The 25,547-nt window shown below is 49.3% G+C and carries 22 protein-coding genes; 13 read left to right on the top strand and 9 right to left on the bottom strand.

Annotated elements, in window-relative coordinates; translation table 11 throughout:
• Positions 1-221: 221 nt before the first annotated feature.
• Positions 222-992, top strand: coding sequence for a MerR family transcriptional regulator (locus BGO59_RS30140; protein ID WP_293690395.1), 771 nt, complete (start codon positions 222-224; stop codon positions 990-992).
• A gap of 16 nt (positions 993-1,008) precedes the next feature.
• Here the strand turns inward: BGO59_RS30140 and BGO59_RS30135 are convergent, their stop codons facing one another.
• Positions 1,009-2,445 (bottom strand): sulfatase, encoded by a 1,437-nt coding sequence (locus tag BGO59_RS30135; protein WP_293690393.1) that lies wholly within the window; start codon positions 2,443-2,445, stop codon positions 1,009-1,011.
• Positions 2,446-2,796: 351 nt separating this feature from the next.
• Here BGO59_RS30135 and BGO59_RS30130 point away from each other — a divergent pair, with 351 nt between their 5' ends.
• On the top strand, positions 2,797-5,679 hold the full coding sequence (locus BGO59_RS30130; protein ID WP_293690391.1) for a sialate O-acetylesterase: 2,883 nt from the start codon (positions 2,797-2,799) through the stop codon (positions 5,677-5,679).
• Positions 5,680-5,730: 51 nt separating this feature from the next.
• Here BGO59_RS30130 and galU read toward each other — a convergent pair whose 3' ends face one another.
• The 4 genes from galU to BGO59_RS30110 form a co-directional block, all read right to left on the bottom strand.
• The gene (gene galU / locus BGO59_RS30125) at positions 5,731-6,597 is read right to left on the bottom strand and encodes a UTP--glucose-1-phosphate uridylyltransferase GalU (RefSeq protein ID WP_293690389.1); all 867 of its coding nucleotides are present in this window, start codon (positions 6,595-6,597) and stop codon (positions 5,731-5,733) included.
• 84 nt (positions 6,598-6,681) lie between these two features.
• Positions 6,682-7,677: a GHMP kinase gene (locus BGO59_RS30120; protein ID WP_293690387.1), complete on the bottom strand. Its 996-nt coding sequence runs from the start codon at positions 7,675-7,677 to the stop codon at positions 6,682-6,684.
• Between the two features lie 159 nt (positions 7,678-7,836).
• Entirely contained in the window at positions 7,837-8,313 is a 477-nt protein-coding gene (locus tag BGO59_RS30115) for a hypothetical protein (protein WP_293690386.1), read from the bottom strand.
• Positions 8,314-8,419: 106 nt separating this feature from the next.
• Positions 8,420-8,788: an XRE family transcriptional regulator gene (locus BGO59_RS30110; protein ID WP_293690384.1), complete on the bottom strand. Its 369-nt coding sequence runs from the start codon at positions 8,786-8,788 to the stop codon at positions 8,420-8,422.
• 261 nt (positions 8,789-9,049) lie between these two features.
• On the opposite strand from BGO59_RS30110, the gene BGO59_RS30105 reads away from it, so the two are divergent.
• The 6 genes from BGO59_RS30105 to BGO59_RS30080 all read left to right on the top strand — a co-directional run bounded on the left by BGO59_RS30105 (position 9,050) and on the right by BGO59_RS30080 (position 15,602).
• Complete coding sequence (locus BGO59_RS30105) at positions 9,050-9,688, top strand: hypothetical protein (RefSeq protein ID WP_293690383.1); 639 nt, start codon at positions 9,050-9,052, stop codon at positions 9,686-9,688.
• A 111-nt stretch (positions 9,689-9,799) separates the two neighbouring features.
• Entirely contained in the window at positions 9,800-10,567 is a 768-nt protein-coding gene (locus BGO59_RS30100; RefSeq protein ID WP_293690381.1) for a PD-(D/E)XK nuclease-like domain-containing protein, read from the top strand.
• A 116-nt stretch (positions 10,568-10,683) separates the two neighbouring features.
• Positions 10,684-11,031: a hypothetical protein gene (locus BGO59_RS30095; RefSeq protein WP_293690379.1), complete on the top strand. Its 348-nt coding sequence runs from the start codon at positions 10,684-10,686 to the stop codon at positions 11,029-11,031.
• A gap of 283 nt (positions 11,032-11,314) precedes the next feature.
• Positions 11,315-12,721 (top strand): DUF255 domain-containing protein, encoded by a 1,407-nt coding sequence (locus BGO59_RS30090; RefSeq protein ID WP_293690377.1) that lies wholly within the window; start codon positions 11,315-11,317, stop codon positions 12,719-12,721.
• 142 nt (positions 12,722-12,863) lie between these two features.
• On the top strand, positions 12,864-13,418 hold the full coding sequence (locus BGO59_RS30085) for a low affinity iron permease family protein (RefSeq protein ID WP_293690375.1): 555 nt from the start codon (positions 12,864-12,866) through the stop codon (positions 13,416-13,418).
• Between the two features lie 147 nt (positions 13,419-13,565).
• The gene (locus BGO59_RS30080; RefSeq protein WP_293690373.1) at positions 13,566-15,602 is read left to right on the top strand and encodes a PAS domain-containing protein; all 2,037 of its coding nucleotides are present in this window, start codon (positions 13,566-13,568) and stop codon (positions 15,600-15,602) included.
• A 9-nt stretch (positions 15,603-15,611) separates the two neighbouring features.
• Here the strand turns inward: BGO59_RS30080 and BGO59_RS30075 are convergent, their stop codons facing one another.
• From BGO59_RS30075 to BGO59_RS30065, 3 genes are read right to left on the bottom strand one after another with little or no spacing between them, the layout of a single operon-like run.
• Positions 15,612-16,211, bottom strand: coding sequence for a biliverdin-producing heme oxygenase (locus tag BGO59_RS30075; RefSeq protein ID WP_293690371.1), 600 nt, complete (start codon positions 16,209-16,211; stop codon positions 15,612-15,614).
• On the bottom strand, positions 16,208-16,639 hold the full coding sequence (locus BGO59_RS30070; RefSeq protein ID WP_293690369.1) for a response regulator: 432 nt from the start codon (positions 16,637-16,639) through the stop codon (positions 16,208-16,210). The genes BGO59_RS30075 and BGO59_RS30070 overlap by 4 nt, the downstream gene beginning before the upstream one ends.
• A gap of 8 nt (positions 16,640-16,647) precedes the next feature.
• Positions 16,648-18,888 carry an ATP-binding protein gene (locus BGO59_RS30065; RefSeq protein WP_293690368.1) on the bottom strand — a complete coding sequence of 747 codons (2,241 nt, stop codon included), beginning with the start codon at positions 18,886-18,888 and terminating at the stop codon, positions 16,648-16,650.
• Between the two features lie 451 nt (positions 18,889-19,339).
• On the opposite strand from BGO59_RS30065, the gene rbsK reads away from it, so the two are divergent.
• Positions 19,340-20,245: a ribokinase gene (gene rbsK, locus BGO59_RS30060; protein ID WP_293690367.1), complete on the top strand. Its 906-nt coding sequence runs from the start codon at positions 19,340-19,342 to the stop codon at positions 20,243-20,245.
• 60 nt (positions 20,246-20,305) lie between these two features.
• Here rbsK and BGO59_RS30055 read toward each other — a convergent pair whose 3' ends face one another.
• Entirely contained in the window at positions 20,306-21,238 is a 933-nt protein-coding gene (locus tag BGO59_RS30055; protein WP_293690365.1) for a polysaccharide deacetylase family protein, read from the bottom strand.
• Positions 21,239-21,506: 268 nt separating this feature from the next.
• Between BGO59_RS30055 and BGO59_RS30050 the strand changes: the two genes are divergently transcribed.
• From BGO59_RS30050 to BGO59_RS30035, 4 genes are all read left to right on the top strand, one after another.
• Positions 21,507-22,094 carry a hypothetical protein gene (locus BGO59_RS30050; protein WP_293690363.1) on the top strand — a complete coding sequence of 196 codons (588 nt, stop codon included), beginning with the start codon at positions 21,507-21,509 and terminating at the stop codon, positions 22,092-22,094.
• Between the two features lie 182 nt (positions 22,095-22,276).
• Positions 22,277-22,834: a DUF4136 domain-containing protein gene (locus BGO59_RS30045; protein WP_293690361.1), complete on the top strand. Its 558-nt coding sequence runs from the start codon at positions 22,277-22,279 to the stop codon at positions 22,832-22,834.
• Between the two features lie 216 nt (positions 22,835-23,050).
• Positions 23,051-24,238: an ATP-binding protein gene (locus tag BGO59_RS30040; protein ID WP_293690359.1), complete on the top strand. Its 1,188-nt coding sequence runs from the start codon at positions 23,051-23,053 to the stop codon at positions 24,236-24,238.
• Positions 24,239-24,352: 114 nt separating this feature from the next.
• Entirely contained in the window at positions 24,353-25,546 is a 1,194-nt protein-coding gene (locus tag BGO59_RS30035) for a cysteine desulfurase family protein (RefSeq protein ID WP_293690358.1), read from the top strand.
• The last annotated feature ends 1 nt before the right edge of the window (position 25,547 follow it).

The following is a 25,547-nucleotide window of genomic DNA, read 5'->3' as shown; positions in this document are numbered from 1 at the left end:
TAGGGATAAAGCACCCGAAAACAGCGATAAATCCCAAACCCCCCGTTCTCCCAAACTGAGAATAGCCTTTAGCTAATGCGGTGGAAACCCGCGCTACGGGCCAAAATAGCGGGTTCCCACCCCCGTTACCTAAATCGGGTGTAAAAAAAGTTAAACGTTTACTTGACTCTCCCCTTACGTCATAGCCTACATTTGCCAGGGTCAATCAAAGCACGTTTTTTATGCGGCACTATTCGGTCAATAAGCTGGCAAAACTGGCAGGTGTAAGTGTACGAACACTCCATCATTACGACCGGGTGGGTCTGTTAAAACCAGTAGTCCGTACCGAGACCAAGTACCGACTGTATGGCGAAAAAGAACTGATCCGGTTACAGCAGATTCTTTTTTACAAAGAACTGGATTTCTCGCTCGACGAGATTCTGCATATTCTGGAAGACCCGGAATTCGACACGTTGAAAGCACTTGAAAGCCATAAGTTGGCCCTTCAGGCCCGCCAATTTCGACTGTCAAAGCTGCTGCTGACGATTGATAAAACAATTTCAACCTTAAAAGGCGAACGAGTCATGGTAACCAACGAAGAGTTATACGAAGGTTTCCCCAAAGGCAGGGAGTACCGACAGGAAGCTATTGAAAAATACGGCAAAGAAGCCATTGAAAGCAGCGAAGCCAAACTACAGCAAATGGGCAAGGCCGGTTTTGAGCAGCTCAAAGCTGATCAGCAGGCTATTGCACAAATACTAACAGCTATGGTCGATCATGACCCCGCCAGCCTGGCAGTACAACAGCAGATAGCCCGGCACTATGTCAACATTCGGGGGTTCTGGGGCGAAAAAGTCTGCCAGTCGAAGGATATGGCAAAAGCATATAAAGGGTTGGCCCAATTATACCTCGATGATCCCCGATTTACAAGCCAGAACGGCATAGACAACCCGGACTATGCGTCCTTCCTGCACAAAGCCATGGTCTACTTCGCCGACACACAGATTTCGTAAAAAGTATAAGCCCCTATTAATCAAACTCCCACTTGCTTAGCCAGGGATCCCGAGTCTGTTTCTGAAACTGCTTTAGTTTAGTCTGCATCCGTTGAAGTACCCCGCCATACTTCGGATTGGCAGCCAGATTGTGGATCTCGTCAGGGTCGGTTTGAAGGTCATAAAGTTCAAAACGTGGACGGTGCAAATAAGCGGCTACCGTTCGTTTTCCGTATACTTTTTCCCCTTTCTTTAACCCTTCCTGCCACGTATAGGAACGATATAAATCGAGCGCCATTGGATAAGGCAATTCGTGGGCTATATTGAAGATCAGCTTGTAGCGTCGTTCGCGCAGCACCCGCATGGGGTAATACATCGTGATTTCGTGCAGTGAATGGGAGGCATACACCTCGTCCCAGTCCCTTACAGACTCCTGCTCCACAACCGACCGGAACGAACGGCCCTGTGTTACAATCGTACTCAGATCGACGCCCGCAAAATCCAGCAATGTAGGTGTCACATCGATCCACGAGATCAGGGCATCCTGCACAAAACTACGCTTGTGCTGACCGGGAAGTTTTACAATGCAGGGCAACCGCATACCCGGTTCATACAGGTTCGTTTTCGCTCCTGGGAAGGGAGCGCCATTGTCTGACAGATAAACGATCAGCGTGTTATCGTACTGGCCCGTCTCTTTCAGATAATCCACCAACCGCCCAACGCCCTGATCGAGACGGCTAATGGCTTCATAGTATTGAGCTAGTTCCATGCGACAGGCTCGGTTATCGGGCAGATAAGTCGGAACACTAACTTCTCGGGGTTGATAAAAATGATCGCCCACCTGTGGATAGCCCCCCGGTCGATTCCCAAACAAATTCGGTTTTGTACCGTCAAAAATGGGGGAGCCATCCGGAGAGATGGTATTGCTGCGGTGAGGGTCGTCGGTTGCAAAATACAGGAAGAATGGCGTGTCTGACTTCTCCACCATAAAATCATAACACGCCCGTGCCATCTCAACCGGACTGCGACCAATTGAAGCCGGATCGTTGACCTTGCCTGTACCCAGTATGCGCTGAAAATGATAGACTGACTCTGGTGACACATGCAGTTTACCGATGCGAGCGGTGCGATAGCCAGCCTGTTCGAGCCAGACAGGCAACGAATGGATCGTATCGAACGAGCTAAAATGATGTATCTGATGCTCTAGCCCATACATACCATTGGCATGATTATGGATACCAGTCAGTAATACAGACCGGCTGGGGCTGCAACTGGCTGTTGTACAAAAAGCATTGGAAAATCGCACGCCATCAGTCGCTAATTGATCGATATGGGGAGTGCGTATAGATGTATTGCCATAACATCCTACTGCTTCGCGTCCATGATCATCGGCTACAATTAGGACGATATTAGGACGTTTGGCAAGTGGCGCCCCCTGCCTCAGCACTTCAGGACTTGGCAACAAGTCCTCCATAAGAGAAAAAACTATTGAAAAACAGCCAATTAAGATCGATTTAAACAAAGTATTCATAAGCAAATACAAAAGCTACTATCAATAATACCTTTTTCCTCTCATCTCCCCTAAACTCCTCCTGTATAATCACGTCAACTACTTAGTCAATCAACACAAATGAATTACTGAACCTAAAAAAAATAATCAATCTGATAGCTTTAGGCACGCTATTTGTCACCACACGACACATCCTATCCATTTAATAGACTATCTATGTATTTACCTCTACGGAAGCTAGTATTCTTAATACTGGTGGTTTTTCCTTTTAGCATCCTGTATGCTCAACTGACGATCACGAGCCCGGTAACCAGAATGGTTTTCCAGCGTAACTTAGCCAACAATGCCGCCGTTACCGTAACTGGTGTTGCACCAAGCAATGCTACGCTGGTTGAGGCACGTTTTATACCCCTAGCTGCCAATCAGGGAACAAGCACTAACTGGTCATCTCTATCCTTTTTATCAGGTACATCCTCGTTCCGGGGCCAGGTAACGGTCAACGGTGGGTGGTATCGATTAGCAGTCCGGGCCAAAAACGGGCCAATAGTTATAGCCGAAACACAAGTTGACCGGATAGGTATAGGCGAGGTTTTTGTAGTAGCAGGGCAATCGAACGTATTCGGCGGCTTACAGCGCGTAACAAGTTCGGTTGAAGATCGCGTGTCCTGCGTCGATTTTCGGCAGGATAGCATCAGCGAACAACTATTACCTCTCCAGTTCAGTAAAGTCAGCTATGGAAGCTCGATAGGCCCTAGTCAGCCACCTCATTTATGGAGTACGCTCGGCGACAAGTTGGTGCAACGTTTAAATGTCCCCGTTCTATTCCTGGGAGCAGCGCTGGGTGGTAGTAGCAGCAGCGAATGGCAGCAGGGAGCAGTCGGAAATATGGGTACGACCACCAACTCATCAGTGTATCGGAGGCTTGGAGAAGCACTGCTGCATTATGTATCGCGCACAGGTGCCCGAGCCGTGCTGTGGCACCAGGGCGAAACAGACACATACTATAACGTTACTAGTCAGACGTATTACAATAACATTAATGCGGTCATTCAGAAAAGTCGACAACAGGTAGGTTCACAGCCACTAGCCTGGATGATTTCGCGCGTAAGTTTTAATAATTATCTGACTAATGCCGGCATTATTGCGGCTCAGAACCAACTTATTACCAATATATCCAACACATTTCCGGGTCCAGCCAGCGACAGCATCATAGGTACCGCAAACCGACCGGATGGTATTCATATGAAGGGGCCAGGATTGGTACGATTTACCAATAGCTGGGATCAGGCGCTGACGACTGCATTTTTTCAGAATGCAGTCCCTTTCATGCCTAACGACCCTGGCGCTTTGATTACTACCGGATACACCTTACCCCTTCTTCGTCGGCAGGGTGATACACTGGCCGTGGCATCACTCCGCAGCGACCCGTATCAGCCATCAAATCAGTATGTTGCTCAGATTATTCGAGCCAGCGACGGAACGGTGGTCGCCGAGTCCTCACCAACGCAGGACAACCCGATTCTAATAAAGATTCCGACCAACCTACCCAACAGTCAATACCGGGTCAGAACTCGCTCAACGAACCCAGTGATTCTGGGGACTCTCAGCGAACCATTTACAATCCAGCAATCGGCGGCCCCCGCTTCGCTGTTACGTGTATTACGTCAGCCTGTTATGGGCGGTACGCCCCCCGACGCCATTCGTAGGGTTTCGTACAAATACGATTCCTGGACACACGGGTTCTTTGCTATGGTGGAATCGACTGCACCCGTTGAGGTGAAACTTGAGCGTATTGATGGGGGAACGTTCACCGATACCGGCTGGTATCTGGCTCAACCAGGCTCGCAAGCGCCCGATTATGAAGAGTTTGCCAATTTTACGTACGTTCAAAACTATCCTCCCCAGGGCGCTGGTGTTGGAGGGGTTTCACCTGGCAAATACCGTTACTCAATACGACTTCAGGGCAATACCAGCCAGACGATGTGGTTCGATATTGCGTTTATCGATGCGCGGCAAATCCTGTATCAAAAAGAACCCAATGTGGTCATTCAACCTTTTCTGACAGTAAGTGGTACCCCAACCCCACCTGCTTGTCTTATCAATCCGCTCACCGTATCTATCGAAGTAATTGACGGGCCTAAAGATGGTATTTACAGCGTTCGTTTATCAGATCCAACCGGCTCCTTTGCCAATGAAACGACCATCAGCAACGTTACAGCTACCGGCCCATTCACCGTTACGCTATCGCCCGAGTTAGCCTCAGGCACCCAGTACCGTATCCGGGTAGTTACCAGCAACCCTAATCTGGCCACATTACCCAGTCAGCCTTTTTCTCTTTGCAACGATGCTGATCTCTCGATCTCAATGAGCCTAAGCAGTCGCCTACCTGCTGTCAATCAACCCGTTACACTTACACTAGTTCTAACAAATGAAGGACCAGCAGCCGTTGATAGTACCACTATTCGGAGTTTGCTTCCGCCAGGTATGGAGTTTATCAATACCGCTGATGCAGCCATTCAGGCGAAAGGCGACACGATTCGGATCAAATCAGGCAGAGTAGACGTTGGTACTAGCCTGCCATTCGCCTTTCGAATGAAAGCCCAGCAGGCTGGCCGGTTTCTGACATCAGCCCAAATCATGACCAGTAGTCGGCGAGACCCCGACAGCCAGCCAGGTTCGGGTACAGGCGATGGACAGGATGATGCAGCCACAGTCGATTTACGTACTTTTGAAGAGAGCGATTTTATAAGCATTTCGCCGAATCCAAACCAGGTACCGCTGCCACCTGTACAATCCAACCAACCGCCTACCGATCCAACAAAGGCCGATCTTAGCCTGGCTATCGTTAGTGACCAACTGGTCGTACGACCGAATCAGGTGGCCAAGTTTACCTTTACTGTTTCGAACAGTGGCGGAGCAACGGCCAACAATGTAACAATTAGAACCCTTCTGCCTTCGGGTTGGCAATTGACTGTTACAAACGGATTAACCATCAGCGGCCAGTCAGTAACAGCCAACATAGGCTCAATCACTGCTGGCAACAAAGGAACTATATCACTGTTCGTTCAGGTACCCAATTCAGGAACGCTCCAGGGCCAGGTATTCAGTGTTACGCCATCCGATCCCGACTCAACACCGGGCAATGGATACACCAATGGCGAGGATGACACCGCAACGATAAGTGTGCGAGTGAGGTAAAAAAAAGGATCGATGTGTGCACACATCGATCCTTTTTTTTAGCCTTCTCTACTAGTCCTTCTTTAAAATCTCTTCTAAAAAAGCCCGGAACTTGTCGGCAAATTCGGGGCGCTTCAAGGCAAATTCAACGGTTGTTTTCAGGAAATCGAGCTTGTTACCAATATCGTGCCGCTTTCCTTCGATGCAGTGGGCATACAGGTTCTCCCGCTTTAGCAGCAGCAACATGGCGTCGGTCAACTGAATTTCGTTGTTCTTACCGGCCGGTGTCTGCTCCAGCATCGTAAAAATTTCGGGCGTCAGAATATACCGGCCTGCTATCGCCAGATTAGATGGCGCATCACTGACCGAAGGCTTCTCAACCAACGTATTCAATTCCAGAATACGGTCGCTCAGCGACTTCCCGCCAACAATGCCATAGCGATTTACTTTATCATGCGGCACTTCTTCTACCGCAATCACCGAACCGCCATACTGCGCATAAGTGTCGATCAATTGTTGGGTTACCGGAATTACCGAATCCATAATGGTATCGCCCAGCAATACGGCAAATGGCTCATTACCAACGTGATGCTTAGCATACCGTATCGCATCGCCCAGACCATTCAACTCCCGTTGACGAACATAGTGCAACGTAGCCATGTCGGACAAACGACGCATTTCATCGAGCAGCAACTGGTCTTCTTTTTCTTCCAGACGCGTTTCGAGTTCGTGGTTACGGTCGAAATGGTCCTCAATGGCACGTTTGCCTTTGCCTGTAATAATCAGGATGTCTTCAATACCCGAATCAACGGCCTCCTGTACCACATACTGAATGGTCGGCCGGTCGATAATAGGCAGCATTTCTTTAGGCTGTGCCTTGGTAGCTGGTAAAAACCGGGTTCCAAATCCGGCAGCAGGAATAACGGCTTTCTTTATCATTTTAAAGAGCGAAAGAGCGAAAGAGCGAAAGAGTGGCCGACGCGAGAATCCTTCGCTCTTTCATTCTTTCGCTCTTTCGCCAATTTATACTACATATGGCTTAATCACGCGGGCGTTGATTTTCTTCAGGGATACAAACAGTCGATTCAGCATGGCGTCGTCACGATACAGGCCGATGATGGAACCACCCGAACCAGTAAACGAGGCTGATGCGCCACAGGAACGGGCCGTTTCGATCAGGCTTCGATTCCGGTCGCTGATGTTATAGATCTGAGCCCGCAAATCAAAATTACGATTAACCAGCGCATTCAATGCTTCCGTGTCACGCTGTAACATGGCGTCGCGCCCCTGCCGGGCTACGTCGGCAATAGCGCTCATGGTTTCGACCACGATGGGTTCACCTTTGAGCCAGCGCGATTTGACATCGTTATGCACCTGCCCCGACTGTTTACCCAGATCGGTATTATAGGCAATGTATAACCGGGGTAGCAACCGAGAATCGAGCGGTTCATAGGCACCATGTCCCTGCTGCTCCATAATGGCTTTGTCGAAGTTCATATAAACACAGCCTTCGTAGCACTGAATAACCCGATCCTGTAAACCCGCTGTTATGCCCAACTCGTCGGTTTCGGTAGCCAGCACCAGGTTAGGCAACACAGGCAGAGGGATTTCAACGTTGTAAAACTGCATCAACGCCCGAAACGTCGCCACAATAATGGCGCTGGAGCCTGACAAGCCCACTTGCCGGGGGATGGACGTGTTGTAACGAATGGAGAAGTTCTGATTAGGAAGCCGAATGTTCTCTTTCTCGCAGTATTCAGCAAATTTCTTGATAGCCGCTTTCAGCAGGGGCACCCCACCATGATAACCCAGCATGCTGACGGAATCGCGCAAGTGGTGCAGGCTCCGAAAAACGTTCGTATCCTGTGGCTGTGGTTCAATATGAAGTTCGGGCGACGGGTAAAGCGTTACAGACGCTCCGAAGTTACGAACAGAAATAGCAATGGTTTTACCAAAAAATCCATCGGACGGGTTACCGAGCAATCCCGCCCGGGCATAAGCACGAGTTTCGATCAGCAAGACAGAAAGCGGCTACAGGCCGCCATTTTAATCAAACAATTAGCCAACAAGTTTACGAAAGAATCCTAGTATTAACTGTCCTGTATGTCCCGAAACCTACTAAAAAAAGTGGCCAGTTTATTAACTGGCCACTCAGTATTAGGCATTCTGGTATAACGATTATGATTTGCTCACATCCGTTTTGTTTTTATCATCGTATCCGACATGATGGGGGTCGTACCCTTCATTCGGATTGTCGCCCTCTTCCAGATAGGTTGCATCAGCCCGGTGCAGGAGTGCATCATCAGAAGGGTTTTCTGCTACCTCGCTTAGTTTGCTGGCTGCTTCATCGCTCATCATGTGCCCTTTGGGTACGTCCGAAATAGCGTCGGCATCGACGTCCCATTCCTGCGTGCCGCCAAGGCTTTCGTTATGCGGTTCACCAGCGCGTCCGACGCCAAGGTTCGCTTCGCGGGTATCGTGCGTCAGATGCATGTTTTCGCTGTCCATATCCATACCCGAGGTCGAGTCTTTATAGGCGTTTGTTCCTACCCCCTCTGATTCACGGCCAAAGTCGGACGTACCATGCTGGTTGGGGTCTTTCGAGTAAAAATCAGGATCTACTTTTTCGGGGTCGAATGGTGATGTAGTTGCCATAACGTTACGTGTTTTTTAGCTATAACCCGAAATGAAGGAAGGTTGTTTAGCCAGTATGAATCAGAGAGCATTCCTATCCTTCACCGCTTGTCTCAAACACGTCCCCTTACCCCTCTGCCTTATGCGCTCTTAGTTCAGCCAATAGCTCATCATTTGTTTGCTGAAGCAGGGCCACGCGCTCATTGAGCTGAAAAAGTAGAAACTCAACATTACGCAGTCGTTCTTCGGTTGTGATAGCTGCCGATGGTGAGCTAAGTGTTTTAAACATCAGCCCTTCGCCCCGCAGCAGCCAGTCGCCGTTCACCTGTGGAAAAGCGATTAAAATTTTTTCGAGCGTATCGAACCTGGGCTTCAATCGACCATGCAGGATATGATACACTTTTTCGCCCCGATTCTCCCCCAGTTTACGAGAAAACTCGAGCACGCTAATATCTAGTGTATCAATAAGTTGCTGCAAACGTAGGTGAATGGTCATAAAAAATAAAAATCTTAAAAAATTAGTATTGGGAGTGAGGAGTGCGTAATAGGAGGGAAAAACTCGCAGCCGCAACTCCTAGTACTCACTCCTCACCCCCATTACTACATATAACCCTGTAAAATAATTGCAAAAAGGCAAAAAAAAGCCTTGATCAATTACACAAAACTATGTATATTTAAACCATAAACAGTGCCCTTAGAAAAGGCAAAAGGGACCGCAAAACGGGTCCCCTGCTTGAACAGTAAACAACAAATACTAATGAACACACAAAACAAAAACCAACTTTCGACAATTCAAAGCGGTAACCCCCTTAAACCGTATCAAAAAATTCACGAATTGACAGGTGAAGTGGTAAATAAGTACAAATATTTGGAAGGACACCCCCGTCAGTACCGGTTTGATGCCAAAGAAGGTGTGTTCAATATCAACGGAACCGAGAAGTTGGGCCGTACCCTCACCTTTCAACCCATTGCCTGGCGGATCTTCACCGACAACATCCTGAATATGGGAACCAAGAACTGGGCCGAGATTTTTTTCATCGATGAAAACAATTGTGTTTCGGCGATTCTTTTTCATGGCTACTCCGTCGATAATATTTTCCGCCTGATCGAACCCCTCTACTACGACGACCTTACGCTGGCCGATGTAGTAGTTACAGCGGTTGCCGAAAAGAAAGAATACACCAAGTCGCAGCCAAAGGGTGTGTATTACATTGCCACGTTCTCCTATAAGAACGGCGATCCTGAAAAAACGGCTGAACTGAAGCAATTTGCCCAGGATGTCAAAGTTTTCCGCCAGGAAACACTAACCGACATCGCTAACATCAAGACGGCGATGAACTATTACAATCCATTTCTGAACCCAATCGACGAGCACGAGCTATTGCCCATTGGTTAGGTTTCGAAAAAAGGTGGTGTAGTGAAGTGAGTAAAGCAGGCGATTGCCTGTCAATCAGTCCACTACACCACCTTTCAGCTAGTCTACATACTCAACTTAGATCCATTTAGTATGCTTAGTCAATCTGTTGGCGCTGGTGATTACTATCGCTCGATCGTACGGGTGTCGAACTCCGATCTGACACGCCTGAAAGAAGAGCACCTCGGCTATTGGTCTACGCCATCGGCCCGGTTTATTTCGGAGAAAACGAAGGTGTTTGGACGTGCCTTTCATCAGCACTTACTCGAACCTGAATCTGTCGGTACGGTAATGGCCCAACTCCTGCCCGATCTACTTGATCCGGCCAGCCAACTACCTACCGACGAACTGGCTCCGGCACAAAGCAAACAGCTACAAACGCTCATGAAGACCATCCGGCAGGATACGTTTTGCCGACGGTATTTACGACTTTCGGAGCGTGAACGCATTATTTTATCGACAGACCCCGCAACGGGTATAGCCTGCAAAGCGCGGCTCGATATGGTGTATACCAGCCTCAAACGACGTAATGCGCTGATCATCGACCTGAAAACAACGTCGGCCCGGTCGCAGGCTCAGTTTCTGGAATCCTGCTACACCTACGATTACGATCGGCAGGCTGCTTTTTACATCGACAGCCTTCGCCACGCCGACAATCGCGAGTGGGCCAGTACGCGCCAGTTTCGATTTGTGTTCATTGGTATCATGAAACAACGTCCTCACCGGCTGTTCGCTGTTGATGCGAGTTCCATACCCGGTTTCCTGGACTATGGCCGAAAAAAATATCGTTTCTGGCTTCGCAAATGGCGGGAAGAACAGACTTTACCCCTGGTAACACCCGCCTGGAGTATGAGTGCCTAAACTTGGTGCACGGTATTCTGTTTACGGCCTGTGGCGGCCGAAGCGTGACTAATTCCTGCGTTAGCCCCTATAGGCCGTAAATAGAATACCGCAAAACCGAAAACCAACAAAACGTTATGAACGCTTCAATAATCAACCTGACGCCTACTCCGCTTCATTTCGACTGGGGTACCGATGGTCTGGTACTCTGGATCGAGGAATTAGACGGTACCGACAGCCTGACGACTCAAATGGATGATGTGATGGAGCGCATTGGCTTTGCCATTGAATTACAAACTGGCTGGGACCATCGCACCGACAGCAACACGCTACACCCACTTTATGGATACCGACTCCTATTGCGGGATGCCTCTGGCTGCTGGAATGCCATCAAGACCGACGAAACAGGCCATTTTGCCGGGCTGATTCCACTTCAGGAAATGGACTATGAAATCGCCTACGAAAAAGTTATGTGGATGGATTAAGAAACCAGCCGCTTCCAACGTAAAGACCAGCCTGTATAGAAGGTTGGTCTTTTTATTTTCTGAAAAGTTTCAGCTAAACTTATAGCAAGGATTGGTACTTTTCCAATTTGGTCAAGCCAGGGTTCGGTATGGCTTCGTTTCATGAATACGATTACGCAGAATCAGAATTACTGTACAGACTCGGCTACAGCGAAACGCATCGTTTTTTGTCGACTTTCAAACGAAAACCTGGTTATTTACTGAGTCAAGTTGACGTCAAGTCATAAACCTCACCATTGTTGATATGCGACCGACCTTTTTCCGATTGGTTCTCTGTCCGTTTCTGGCTTTAACTATTTGCATAACCATTCAGGGCAGGCCACTTACTTCCGACGACCCATCAGGCGGTATTCGCTTCTTCAAAGGCTCCTGGCAGCAGGTACTGGCTGAAGCGAAGCGGCAACACAAACCGATATTCGTCGATGTGTATACGACCTGGTGCCCTCCCTGTAAACGCATGGCTAAAGAAGCCTTTCCAAATCCTAAAATCGGGTCTACATTCAATGTCCACTTCATTAATTACCAGTTGGATGCCGAAAAAGGTGAGGGTATCGACGTTGCCAAATTATATGCGGTAGCCAGCTATCCGACAGCCTTGTACATCGCTCCCGATGGCGCGTTGATTCATCGGGCGATAGGTTATGGCGGCATCAATGGGATGCTCGATCAGGTAGATCATGTGTTGCGCATTCCTGCGTTGAAAGCAACCCTTGCCAAAGGGGATAAGGATTTTGCCAACGGCCGACGTGATGCCGAATTTCTCAAGAAATACCTGATGATGCGTCAGGCGCTTGGCCGGCCTACAAGCGATGTGCTGGATGCGTATCTGACGACCCTGTCGGACTCCGACCGCACCGCTCCCGAAACCATAGCTTTTATAGCCAATAATCTCCAGACGACTGATTCTCAGGCCTTCGATTTTTTAGTCCGGAACCGGCCACCGGCTCTCTCGGCTGACCCAGTCAAACGAAACCTGGCGACAACCGTATTGAAAGCCATTCTTCGTACGCTCGATAGTGATTATAAACAGGCCGTTTCGACCAATGATGAAACGCTGCTGGAAAAAGTAATTGTCAACAGTGAACGCAACACCGCTTCGGCCAATCCATTCATGCAGCGAACAGAGTTAGTAAAACAGGAAGCCGCTACACACTACCGACTGACGTTTTTCAAGCAGACCAGAAACTTTACCCGTTACCAGCCAATCGCGGAATCCGAGGCTCACCCCCTTATGGCCCAGTCGGTCGCCGAACTGCATACGTCCGATTCGCTCGCTTCAATACGGCTCAAGAATATGATGCGATTTATGCCCGATTCGATAAAGAACCGATTATCCAGTACTCTGGCGGGCAAGCCGATGAACGACCAGATGATGTCGTGGAAAGTGGCCCACTCGCTCTATGAGCTAGCCGACACGTATCACCAGCAAGGCCATTCGACAGCCAACTGGCAGATGGCAATTCCCTGGATCGAACGGTCGCTGGTTCTCTATCGGTCACACGAATCGCTGCATACCTACGCGCAACTGCTCCATAAACTGGGACGCAAGCAGGAAGCCCTTACCTACCAGAAACAAGCTATCGCCGACGCGCAAAAAGCTGGCTGGCCTACCGACCAATACGAGAGCGAATTAAGAACGATGAATCCGTAAGGGATAGCCTGTTTTTAGGCATCAACCGGACAAGCAAGGTCGTTTATCAACAGATTCCCCAGACTGATGCGTAATTTTAATCCTCCTCAGCGCAGTGAATCCGTGATTTAGACGGAACTTCCGTGTTTAATTCGCTCGTCTTATGTTCACCAACCCAAACGCTGGGCCGTTCGAACGGTTTGCTTCCAAAGCTACACAGGCCACAGGCTCGTCCATGGCTTTCCTGCTCGCCCTACTTACCATCATTATCTGGATTATTACCGGACCTATTTTCGGCTATTCCGACACCTGGCAACTGGTGATCAATACCAGCACCACAATCATTACGTTTCTGATGGTTTTTCTGATTCAGAAATCGCAGAATAAAGACTCACTGGCTATGCAGGTCAAACTGAATGAACTGATCGCCGTCAACCGCAAAGCCAGCAATAGACTATTGAACGTAGAGGATTTGTCGGAAGAAGAAATTCGGGCGCTGCACCGTTTTTTTGGCGAATTAGCCGAACGAGCCAAATCAGAAACCAGCCTCTCTATTTCGCACTCGATTGAAGAAGCGAACGAAATTCATCAGGAAAAGGTAGAGGATTTTCATCAGCTAAAAGCCAGTCGGCTTACGAACCACAACACGGCTACTTCACCTTCAGAAAGCCCCAAACAAAAAAGCCCCAAAACACCACCCTCTCCACCAATCCAGTAAGTTGAGCAGTCCCGTTACTAAGCCTTTTTCCGAACCAGATTGATTCAGCCTATTCAGCAAAGCCTATTCCTCTGAACAGTCTTACAGGAAGTTGGTTTATGTATCATAGCGCTCCGCACTTACCCTATTTTCAGCTTATTTCAACGTATGAATCAGCCGATCGCTGCTCAATTTTCACCCTTGCTGTCAGATGAAGAGTCTTTATTGCGACGATCGTACGACCAGTTCCAGACGGCATTGAGCATTGGACTTATTGCCACCTGGTTTTGGGACATAGGCAATGATAAACTATATGGCGACCCTAACCTGCTGCGGATGTTCGATGTAGCCGATACGCAGGCCTCAAGAGATGGGCTCCCACTCAGTACCTTTACCGACAACATTCACCCCGACGATCGCGACCGGGTTTTACAACAAATTGACGAGTCGATTCGACTAGGCGGGACTTATGAAGCCGAATATCGCATTTTAAGCGCAAATCAGGAGAACAAATGGGTATTGGCTCGTGGACAATCAACTTACAATGAGCACCATCAACCGCTTACCTTTTCGGGCATACTGATCGACCTGACTGAGCGCAAAAAAGCAGAGCTGCGTTCTCAATTAGCCGAGGATCGACTTCGGCTTGCTATAGATTCCGCCCAGCTCGGTACCTGGGATTTTAATCCTCTCACCCAAACCCTGATCTGGTCGGATCGTTGCAAAGAGCTGTTCGGGCTTTCGCCATCGGCCCATGTCGATTACGGGGTTTTCTTGCAGGGACTGCACCCCGATGATCGGGAGCCTACCAACCAGGCCGTACAGGAAGCCCTACGGCCAGGCAGTTCAGGTCGTTATGACATCGAATACCGAACTGTTGGTATCGAAGATGGGCAGCTTCGCTGGATCAGGGCCAATGGGCAGGCTCTTTTCAGCAAAGAGGGTGTTGCCCAGGAATTTATCGGCACGGTGATCGACATTACCGACAGCAAACGCAATGAAGCAGTCCTGCATCAACTCGTCGTTGAGCAAACGCAAAATCTGGAACGACAAGCCCATCATTTACGAACGATTCTGGATGCTTCGCTGAATAGCATTATCGCCATGACAGCCATTCGGGACGAGAGCGGCCAGATTATCGATTTCATGATGGATATGGCGAATCAGGCCGTTATACGCAGTAACTTTATGGAACCCGAACAGATCATTGGTCGTAGACTGCTGACGGTCTTTCCGGGGAATAAAGAGAACGGGTTTTTCGACCTATACGTACGCGTTGTTGAAACGGGTCAGGCAGGCGAAAGCACTCAGTATTATCGGGATGAGTTTGGACTGGAAGGCTGGTTCGAAGTGTCGGCGGTTAAACAAGGTGAGGATGGACTAGTAGTGACTTACAACAACATAACCGAGCGCAAAAAGACGGAACTGGCCGCCCAACAGCAAGCCCTCGAACTCAAAACAGCGAATGCAGAGCTTAAACGGTCCAACGAAAATCTTCAGCAGTTTGCCCATATTGCATCGCACGATTTACAGGAACCGCTCCGGCGTATTCAATCGTTCAGTGATCTGCTCAAAACACAGTTTGCCGATAACCTGTCCGATGGCGAATCGGACATGATTTACCGGATTCAGCGATCAGCACAACGAATGCAACTGCTCATCAAAGATTTACTTACCTATTCAAAGCTGAGTACCCAGCGGGAGCCATTTGCTACGGTTCAGCTTACCGATGTGCTCGAAGACGTTGTCAGCGATCTGGAAATGAGTATCACCGAAAAACAGGCTACCGTAACTGTCGACGATTTACCAACGGTGCTCGGTAGTTCATCCCGCTTACGGCAACTGTTCCAGAACCTGATTGCCAATGCGTTGAAATTCGTCCCGGCCGACCGAAAACCCAGTATTCAGGTATCAGCGCGGGAAGCTACCGCCGACGAACTCCCTGCCCGGTTACAGGATCAGTCAGCCAGTTCGTTCTGGCTGATTAGGATCATCGATAATGGAATCGGCTTCGATGAGCGCTATAAAGACCGGATTTTTACCCCTTTCCAACGCCTGCACGACACCGGGTCTTATACTGGCACTGGTATCGGGCTGGCTATTTGCCAACGGGTTGCCGAAAGCCACGGTGGCGCGATTGACGTTAGCAGTCAGCCTCAGCAGGGTTCCACGTTCAAGGTTTTTCTACCGATGGCTACCTTATAAGTAGTTGATTCAGAAACTACACTGGCTAGTCAAACGATTGGCTGAGAGCGAGCGAAAAATGGTCTGGTAGTTGACGAAAGCCTGCTTAGCACCCTCCACCACATCATCGACATGGTTTTCTCCGGCTGAAGTCAGAAAAGTGCCAAATTGCTTCCAGTTAACGCCCGTAACCGATCTATATCCCTGAAAAAATCGGGCATGGGTCAGCAAGGGCTGAATAGCTGTGTTGTTCTGTAACCATTTCCAGATTACAGTACCTCCCAGCATAGACCCCTCCCCTACATAAGCCGCTCCCAATAAGGAAACGGGTGTCCACCCGCGAAACAAGTCCGATTTGATAGCGAGAACGGGTTCATTCAGACGTTCCAGATCGGCAAGAAGCCAGGCTGTTTTTCGGCGCGTATCGGGATTATAGTCCTGAAAAAAATCCGGATAACCATCAATAGCCGCTTCTAACTCCTGATGGAAACGCAGGTGAGTGAGCAGTAAATGGGTGTATTGATCAATTGAAAGTGAGCCATTCTGTAAGTCGTCGGTGTAAAATAACGTCTCCGTTTGGCGATGCAGCGGTTGAGTTTCGTACCGCAGTCGTTCCAGCAACGTCATCATGCAAAATCGATTCGGGTATTTTTATTCAGCCAGAAATCACACAATTGGTCAATAAGCGTTCGAGTAGCCGGATAACTTCCCGGCTTTACTACATAGGCGTTTACCCCTGCCTCATACGCCGATCGGATATCTCTGGGACTATCCGACGTACTAAAAGCAACGATGGGCAGAAACCGGGTTCGGTCGATAGCCCGAGCCTGCTCAATAATATCAAACCCACTGATACCATCCAGATTCAGGTCCATCAAAACCAGCTTTGGCAATTGAGGCCTGAATGACTGATACGAACCTTTTCCCAGCAAATAATTGATAGCCTCGGTGCCACTGGACAAGACCACATAGGTAATGTGCCGATCCAGCTTCTGCATCAACCGGCCAAATATATCCGCATCATTCGGATCGTCTTCTATATACAAAACATCTGCCATACAACAACTTATACTAAAGGTACAGCAGGAAATGAAACTGAAAAGTTGGCCCCTCGATCGGGTTCACTGCGGAACCAGATTTTCCCCTGATGTCGATTGATAATCCGTTTTACAATTGCCAATCCAACACCCGACCCTTCGTAGTTTCGTGCGTTTTCCAGGCGTTTAAACAAATCGAACATCTTACCGGCCTGTTTCATATCAAATCCTATCCCATTGTCTTCGATAGTATAAACAACTTCATCGTCAGTTTGTTGGCCGTTTATCCGAATCAATGCATCGGTTTTATGCTGTGTATACTTCACTGCATTACCAATCAGGTTAGTAAATAGCTGAAGCGCCATAGTCGAGTCGGCGTTGATCGGCGGAGTATCGCCAATATCAATCCGCAACGAACGGCCTTTAGCGGTCACCAGCAGCTCTTCCCGAATTCCCTCCAGCAACTGGCGCATATCGATCGACTGCGTATCCAGGTCCGTACGGCCCATCCGCGAGTAATAAAGAATATGCCGGATCAGGCTCCGCATACGCTCGGTAGAATCAATAATTTTCTGGAAGAGCGCCTGCGCATCTTCGTCAAAGTCTTTTCCGTGCTCTTCCAGCAAAATTTCTGAATAACACCGGATAGACGACAAAGGAGTTCGCAGATCGTGCGAGACCGTGTAGCTGAATGCGTCCAGTTCTTCGTAGGCTACCTGAAGCCGCTGATTCAGGATTCGGATGGCGTTGGCCTGTTTTGTCAGCACCTGCAGAATATCTTCCCGCAGCTTCACCACGGTACCGATTTCCGTTTCGGTCCAGTGATTTGATGTGTTTCGTACAATTTCTGTCCAGGCTTCGAAGCTCTTGCGGGGGCTTAGCCGAAGCTGCCCATCGCCACCAACCGTTACGGGTTTATCGGGGTTACCGGCCCACGTCACTTCCCGAATTCGTTCGGGTTTGAACCAGAGCACATATTCCTTCAGCTCGCGCGACAGGGCAATGGCCAGCATCCCTGCCCCCACTTCCCGAAATGCCTCAGCGGGTGGGTATAAACTGGCCAGATTGTTGGTTTCCAGAAAGGTTTCGGTATTGGTTGTTGTCAGCCACTGCCCAAGATCCCAAAGCTGCGCTTCGCTGGGGGTTTGGCCAAGCTGGTAAATTTTGTCGTTAAACAACAACACGACTCCTGTCGCATTGGTCACATCGAGCGCGGTAACCGGAAACTTGGTCAATGCCCTGGCCACATCGTCGGTCAGCAGCAGTTGCTCATGAAGTCGCTGTGCATTCTGAGTGAATTGCAGCAGATTGGTTTTATCTTCCTCACTCCGCCGAAACTCCAGGGCCGACGATAAGAGCTGACTTACGAATTTGGCCGCCTGCCGAGCCGGATAATCGACAAAGCGGGGCGTTGTATTATGGCATGAGATCAGGCCCCACAATTCGCCCCGGTAGAGAAGCGAGATGCTCATTGATGCCTGAACGCCCATATTTTTGAGGTATTCGATATGAATGGGCGAGACGGCCCGAAGCACCGAATGCGTCAGATCGAGCGGTCGATCAATGGGCCAGTCGGGAATCGACAGAATCCGGGATGGAGTACTCCCTACATCGGCAATTAATCGAACCAGATTGATTTTGTACAGCTCTCGGGCCTGACGAGGAATGTCGGACGCTGGATAGTGCAGCCCTAAATACGGTTCAAGATGATCGTCCTTAGCCTCAGCCACTACATGCCCATGCCAGTCGGGGCTAAACTGATACACCATGACCCGATCGTACCCGATAATGGTTTTGATACGCTGGGCGGTATTCTGTAACAAATCGGACAATGTACGGCTGGCCTGCACTTCGGTTAGCGACTGCGCAATCAGCTGCTGATTGATAGCCGTATTTCGTTCATCACCCGCCGATTCCCATTCCAGAATAATCAACCCCTGGTGTTCATGAATGATCAAATTCCAGACGCTGTCGTTCAGCGTTACCAGTTGCGGGTTGATCGTTTCCCACGAATGGTTTCGCCGACCAATATTCAGCAACTCAATGACGGTACTGGCCGATAGTTCGGTGCCCGAAAATAGCGTATCGATCGACTTCCCCAACAGATCGGTAGCTGGTATGCCTAACAGGTCGACAATGTTATCGCTGGCATGAACAACGGAATAGGTATCAGGCAGAATAGCCAGTAAATAGCCATGCGACTGTACGTGTCCGAGTATATGGATTGGTTCGCGTTCGCAGTTAGTTAGGTCAACAGTAAATGCACTCATTAATCAACTAGTTGAGTAAAGTGGGTTAAAACGTATCCTCTGACCAACTCATAGGTTGTTACAGCTCATATAGATCAGAATAGCGTCGATAAAACGTTTGCCATTACAGGTAAACCGTATCGGTATAGCGCAATATACGCATACTAGATGGTAATACATTGAAACTCTATAAACCAACAGGGCTTTTTAATACCGCTAATGGATAGCTATCAACGTATACGATAGACTCTTAAGTAGAAAATTGTGGATGATGTAGCGCAGAACTCCTCAACCGCCAGCAAGTGCGCCCTATAAAAACCAAAGGGTTAACCAGATGTTTTGCGAATGTTGGGCGAATCTGCCCATGCTTACGAACAAATGCATTTATTTGGCGAGAAATTCAGACGCTGCGGACGAAGTTTACCAGGGTGTCGGTTCACGTACTATTAGTTTTTACCTAAATCCTTACTACATGCCAGGTCAGATTTTAGTGGTTGGTAGCTCAAACACGGACATGGTTGTTCAAACGACCAAATTACCAGCCCCCGGCGAAACCGTACTAGGCGGTACTTTTTTCATGAATCCTGGCGGGAAAGGGGCCAATCAGGCCGTGGCGGCTGCCCGTTTGACAGGGAACGTAACCTTTGTAGCCAAAGTTGGGACCGATATCTTTGGCGAGCAGGCTGTTGCTGGATTTCGTCAGGAAGGGATCAATACCACTTACATTCAGAGTGATCCTGACCATCCATCGGGCGTGGCGTTAATTAACGTCGATGCTGCGGGCGAAAACTGTATTACGGTAGCTCCCGGAGCGAATGCCCAGCTCCGCCCCGCCGAAACCAATCCGGCCCTGATGTCAGCCGAAGCGGATGCCCTGGTGCTGGTTCAGCTCGAAATTCCGCTGGACACGGTGGTTCACGTAATAAGTGAAGCGGCTACACGTGGCTTACGGGTTATTTTAAACCCAGCTCCTGCCCAGCCCTTGCCCGATGAACTGTTTCCCAATTTATTTCTAATAACCCCGAACGAAACCGAAGCAGAACTCCTGACTGGCATTCGGGTTGATGACCTGTCAAGCGCCGGACAGGCTGCTCAGAAATTGCACGCAATGGGCGTATCGAACGTCATTATTACCCTGGGTTCCAAAGGGGCCTATCTATCGACCGGCACGCAGAGTCAGCTTATCGCCACGCCCCCCGTAAAAGCTGTCGATACTACGGCTGCGGGCGATTGCTTCAATGGCGCCCTGGCTGTTGCGCTGGCCGAAGGACAGCCCTTACCCGACGCAATCACCTTCGCCTGCAAAGCCGCTTCCATTTCCGTCACACGTATGGGTGCTCAGGCGTCCATGCCCCGTCGCAACGAAGTGAACGAATAAATCCCTCCTCCCCTGATTCCTCTACCAAAATGGGAGAGGAACCGGGGGAGAGGGTAGGTACTATTTACCGTCGAAACTTTGGATCATGTTTCGATAGAATGTTTTGGCTTTCCACTGTCCACCCGCAATGATGCGCCGGATGGTATAGAGCGGCAACTGCTCGTCCCGCCCATCGGCCAGTGTAAACGCAGCAGCATAGCCCCGCTTCTGTATTTCGGGCAGTGCCTGCTTATTCCAAAGCCCAAACGGATAGGCGAAGTATTTCACCGGCTTGCCCGTGATGCTTTCCAGCTTGGCTTTCGGTTCTTCGATCTGAATTTTCCAGTCGTCGCCCTGGTATTTTTTCACATTATGATGATCCCAGGTATGGGCTCCGATGGTATGGCCCCGATCGGCCAGGTCTTTAATCTGCGCTTTATCCATGTACGGCTGTTTCCCCCGCCGGCCAATCGCCACTGTCATAATAAAAAACGCGCCTTTGAAGCCATGTTTTTCCAGAATGGGGACGGCTGTTTCGTACTGATCGAGGTCACCATCATCAAAGGTCAGCATAACAGGTTTGGATGGCAACGGGGCGCCCGTAGTCAGATAAGCGTACAGTTGATCGGGCAAAATGGTATGATACCCACTGTCGGCCAGCATCTGCATCTGCTCCTTGAATGCAGCCACCGGGATAATATAATCCTTAGCAGTCTGGGAATCGCCACCCCGCCAGTCGCGAATCTGATGGTAACAGAGCACAGGCACCTGTGGCCGCGCCAGAATAGCGGCTGCATTGGCAATTTTATCGGCCGGAATACTGGATGGGTCGGGGGCTGGGGCAGCCGCTTCGGCCTTCACATCCGATGGCTTATCGGCGGCAGTCGCTTTGGTGGTATCGGTAGTCGCTTCGCTGGAAGCCTTGCCCTTGGATTGACATCCCGTTAAACTGTGGGTAAATAAGACAGACAGGCAGATGGCCGCTGCAAGCGATAGATTTTGACGAATGAACATAGTACGTAAATATGCCCTAAAATAGAAAAAAGTATTTGGGAGACGGAATTAAAGTTAGGGACTAACCGAATTTTATTAGCTGCTTCCGCAAAATTCGTACCTCAAACCAAAAGCCTATACTGCAAATCAGCCAGATACCTTACAAAGACTATATATTTGTCTGCCCTATCCGCAATGTTAAAACATCGGAGCGGCTACGTTTGTATCGCTGAACATACGGTTTCTGCTGTCGGCCTGAATGGTCATGTGATTTACTCATTGATACCTTATGAGACTTTTGCTTTATATGTTTTCGCTAACCCTCATTTGGGGGTGCTCCACCAAGGAAAAAGCCAGTCAGGAAGCTGTGAACGACCAGAACCTGCCAAAGGCCGACACAACCGCTACGCAACCAGTCAATACAACTTATGCCGCAGCGAACAAGCCAGACAGTCGGCCTGGAACTAGTACGTGGCAGTATTCAAAGCGTGTTGATAACGAAGGCCGTACGGTCTATAAAGCCTCGATCACGTCGCCCAGGCTGCTCGAATTCGACTTCCCGTATAATGGCGGGTCGGTTGCCACGCTGACCATTCGGAAACGAGATACCAATACGCATGTTTACATTCAGGTGTCGAAGGGGCAGTTTAACCGGAGCTTTCAGGAGGGCAAGGCAAACGTTCGGTTCGATGGCAGTGCACCAGTCACCTATACGTTTTCGGCCGCCGAAAATGGCAGTGCCAATGTTATTTTCTTCGATTCCGAAAAAGCCTTGATCAAACAGCTAAAAACGGCCCGTACCATGCTCGTCGATGTCGATTTTGCCGGGCAGGGCAGCCGACAGATCGAATTTCGAACAGCCGGATTAAACTGGTAACCCTACACCCTACCATCCTAACAACTGCCGGAATGACAAGCCGTTTCGAAACCACTAGTTACAGATAGCGAAACTATCTCGGCGCTGTCATGGAGGTTTAACTTACTTTTAATAACCGTCTGAACCCGTCGATGAGTTATTGATATGGATTAGTCAACAACCTGATTCAAAACTTAACGACAATGAAACGGTTCTTTTTTCTTGCTGCGTTTGCGCTGGTAGCCAGCCTGACGCAGGCCCAAACAGTTACTGTCAACAGCGAAATGCGGCCCAATACCGACTTTAGCCGCTATAAATCCTATGCCTGGGCCTCACAGGTCGATAACAAACTTGACCCCGGCCTCTATTTCCTCAACGATCTTGTCCTGAAAAAACAGATTCGGGATGCCGTTGGCTTTGCGATGGATGGACGCGGCTACAAATTTATGCGGCAGAATCCCGACCTGCTGGTCAATTTCCGGGTGTTCGACAAACCGACTACCGTTAAAGGGTACACCAACCAGGGTTCCGATTATTTTTCTGCCGGTGAGGTACAAAGCCTGGGTGATGAGCAGGATATTCAGGTTCAGCCCGGTACAATTCTAGTTAACCTGGTCGACAATAAAACCGATCAGGTAATCTGGTCCGGGTTGGCTTCAGGCCTGACAACCAACAACGGCTTTGATCGGCAACAGGGCAAAATTCGCGAAGCTGTCAACCTGATTTTTAATCGCTTCAACTACCGAGCCGACAGTTATTAAACCAGTCATCGACTCATTCAGCGCGTCATTTGGGAGAGTGACGCGCTTTTTTGTTTAGGCAGGTCTTTAATTACATCACCGCCTTTTCGCCTTTATGCTTTTTCTACAATATCACTTTTTGAGGCATTAGCACAATAGCTGTATTAATCTAAGATCATGGCTTGCATTTAAATTATTACCCTGCAAATTTAAACTATTACTTTAAATTTGCAGGGTATGTTTAGGCGACTTATAGCTAAAGAATTTGTTGAACTGGTTGACGATCGACCAGCCGTAGCACTCGTTGGACCCCGACAGGTCGGAAAAACTACCCTGGCAAAAATGCTGGCGGCTCAGTTCGACCGCCAAACGGTCTATTTAGACTTAGAATCGCTGGAGGATCTTAATCGGCTCCGCGATCCTGAGTTATATTTAACAGATCGACAGGACGCCTTAGTGATTATTGACGAAGTCCAGCGAATGCCACAGCTTTTTCCCGTACTTCGTTCGCTTATTGATCGACATCGGGTGCCCGGTCGGTTTGTGCTTTTAGGCTCCGCATCGCCCCAATTGCTTCAACAAAGTTCGGAGTCACTGGCAGGACGAATCGCCTATCTGGAGCTTCAACCGCTTACCTGGCCGGAGGTGCAGGATAAGCTATCGTATCAGCAACACTGGCTCCGTGGAGGGTATCCCGACATGCTACAGGCTCCCACCGACCGTTCGGCCAATCGGCGCATGAACGATTTTATTCAAACCTATGTAGAACGCGACCTTCCCGGATTAGGGCTGGGAGCTTCACCAACGCGGGTTCGTACGTTGTTGTCGATGCTGGTCAGTGTTCATGCCAATCAAGTAAACAACTCCGAATTAGCCCGCTCACTGGGTCTTAGCGTCCCCACCGTTCAGCATTATCTCGACTTTCTGGAACAGGCTTTTCTGATTCGGCGATTGCCCCCTTATTTCGTCAATATTGGCAAACGGTTGGTTAAAGCCCCGAAGCTGTACATACGGGACAGTGGCATGTTTCATGCACTGGCTGCTATTCAAACGACCGAAGCGCTTAGTGGAAGTCTGCATTTGGGTAGTTCATGGGAGGGCTATATTGTGCAACAGGTAATTGCCAATTTGGCCCATGACACACACGCTTATTACTACCGCACGGCAGAAGGGGCTGAACTGGATTTAGTACTGGTACGTGCTGGGCAACCGATCGTGGGGATTGAAATAAAATACACCAACGCCCCTGTATTAAGTCGCGGAAATTACAATGCCAGCCGTGATTTGGGAGGAATCCCAGTATTGGTCGTTACCCCTTCAGCTCAGGATTTTCGACTGGATGAACAGGTACAGATTTGCAGTTTAGCAACCCTCTGGCAGCATCTGGCTCCGTACGAAGTGCTGGGGAATTTTATAACTGAATGACTAAGAATGTATGCCAATAGCCTATCGGCTACAACTCAATAGGATCGCGGTGAATATGTGCCTGATCTAACCAAGCCTATAGCAACCTATCGCTGACAACGTTATTTTTACTGTATGATTTACCTCGATAACAATGCGACAACCCGGCTCGACCCACGGGTGCTGGATGCGATGATGCCGTTCCTGACGGACAACTTCGCCAATGCGGCCAGTACGCACCCGTTTGGCCTTTCGGCACACGAAGCGATTAAAACGGCGCGCCAGCAGGTGGCTGATTTGCTGGGTTGCGAAACGCATGAACTGGTATTTACATCGGGCGCTACAGAAGCCATCAATCTGGCGATCAAAGGCGTGGTTGAAAACTACCAGAATCGTGGCAGACATATCGTAACGGTGCAAACGGAACACAAAGCCGTGCTGGATGTATGTGGGTATCTGGAAAAACATGGTCGATTCGGTGATCCAATTGAAGTGACGTACTTACCCGTTCAACCCGATGGCTTATTGGATTTGGATGTAGTAAAAGCGGCTATTCGACCTGATACAATACTGGTGTCGGTGATGCTGGTTAACAATGAAACGGGCGTTATTCAGCCCATTAAGGAAATTGCTCAACTAGCGCACGAAGTCGGTGCCTTATTCATGACCGATGCCACACAGGCCGTTGGCAAATTACCGATTGACGTCGATACGCTTGGTATTGATCTACTAGCTTTCTCCGCCCATAAATTCTACGGACCGAAAGGCGTTGGTGGCCTATTTATCCGCCAGCGCCGACCAAACAAAGTGAAACTGGAAGCCCTTTTGCACGGTGGTGGACACGAGCGCGGCTTACGCAGTGGTACGTTGAACGTTCCGGGCATTGTAGGCATGGGTACAGCGGCATCTCTTGTAGAGACGCAATACATTGCGTCTCATTCGCGTCAGCCAAAACCGTCCGGTCATGAGACGCAAAGGATTGCGTCTCTACGGGATCGACTCGAAAAGGCTTTATTGACAATTCCCGGCACCCGCGTAAATGGCAATCAGACACACAGGCTGTATAACGTCACCAATATCTATTCCGAAAACTGTGATTCTGACGCGCTGATTATGGGGTTGGAAGGCATGGCGGTTTCGAACGGCTCGGCCTGTACAGCTGCTTCAATCGACCCATCGCACGTATTAATGGCCATGGGCCTGAACGAAACCGAAGCCTTTTCCTGCCTGCGATTTAGCCTTGGACGATTTACCACTGATGCCGAAATAACGGCGGCTATTAATGGAGTAAAGAGCGTTGTAGACGAGTTGCGAGCGTTGTTGGGGTGAT

The sequence above is a fragment of the Spirosoma sp. 48-14 genome, assembly GCF_001898575.1.
GTDB lineage: Bacteria > Bacteroidota > Bacteroidia > Cytophagales > Spirosomataceae > Spirosoma.
Note: the sequence above shows the minus strand (reverse complement) of the source record. Positions and strands in the feature narration are given on the sequence as shown.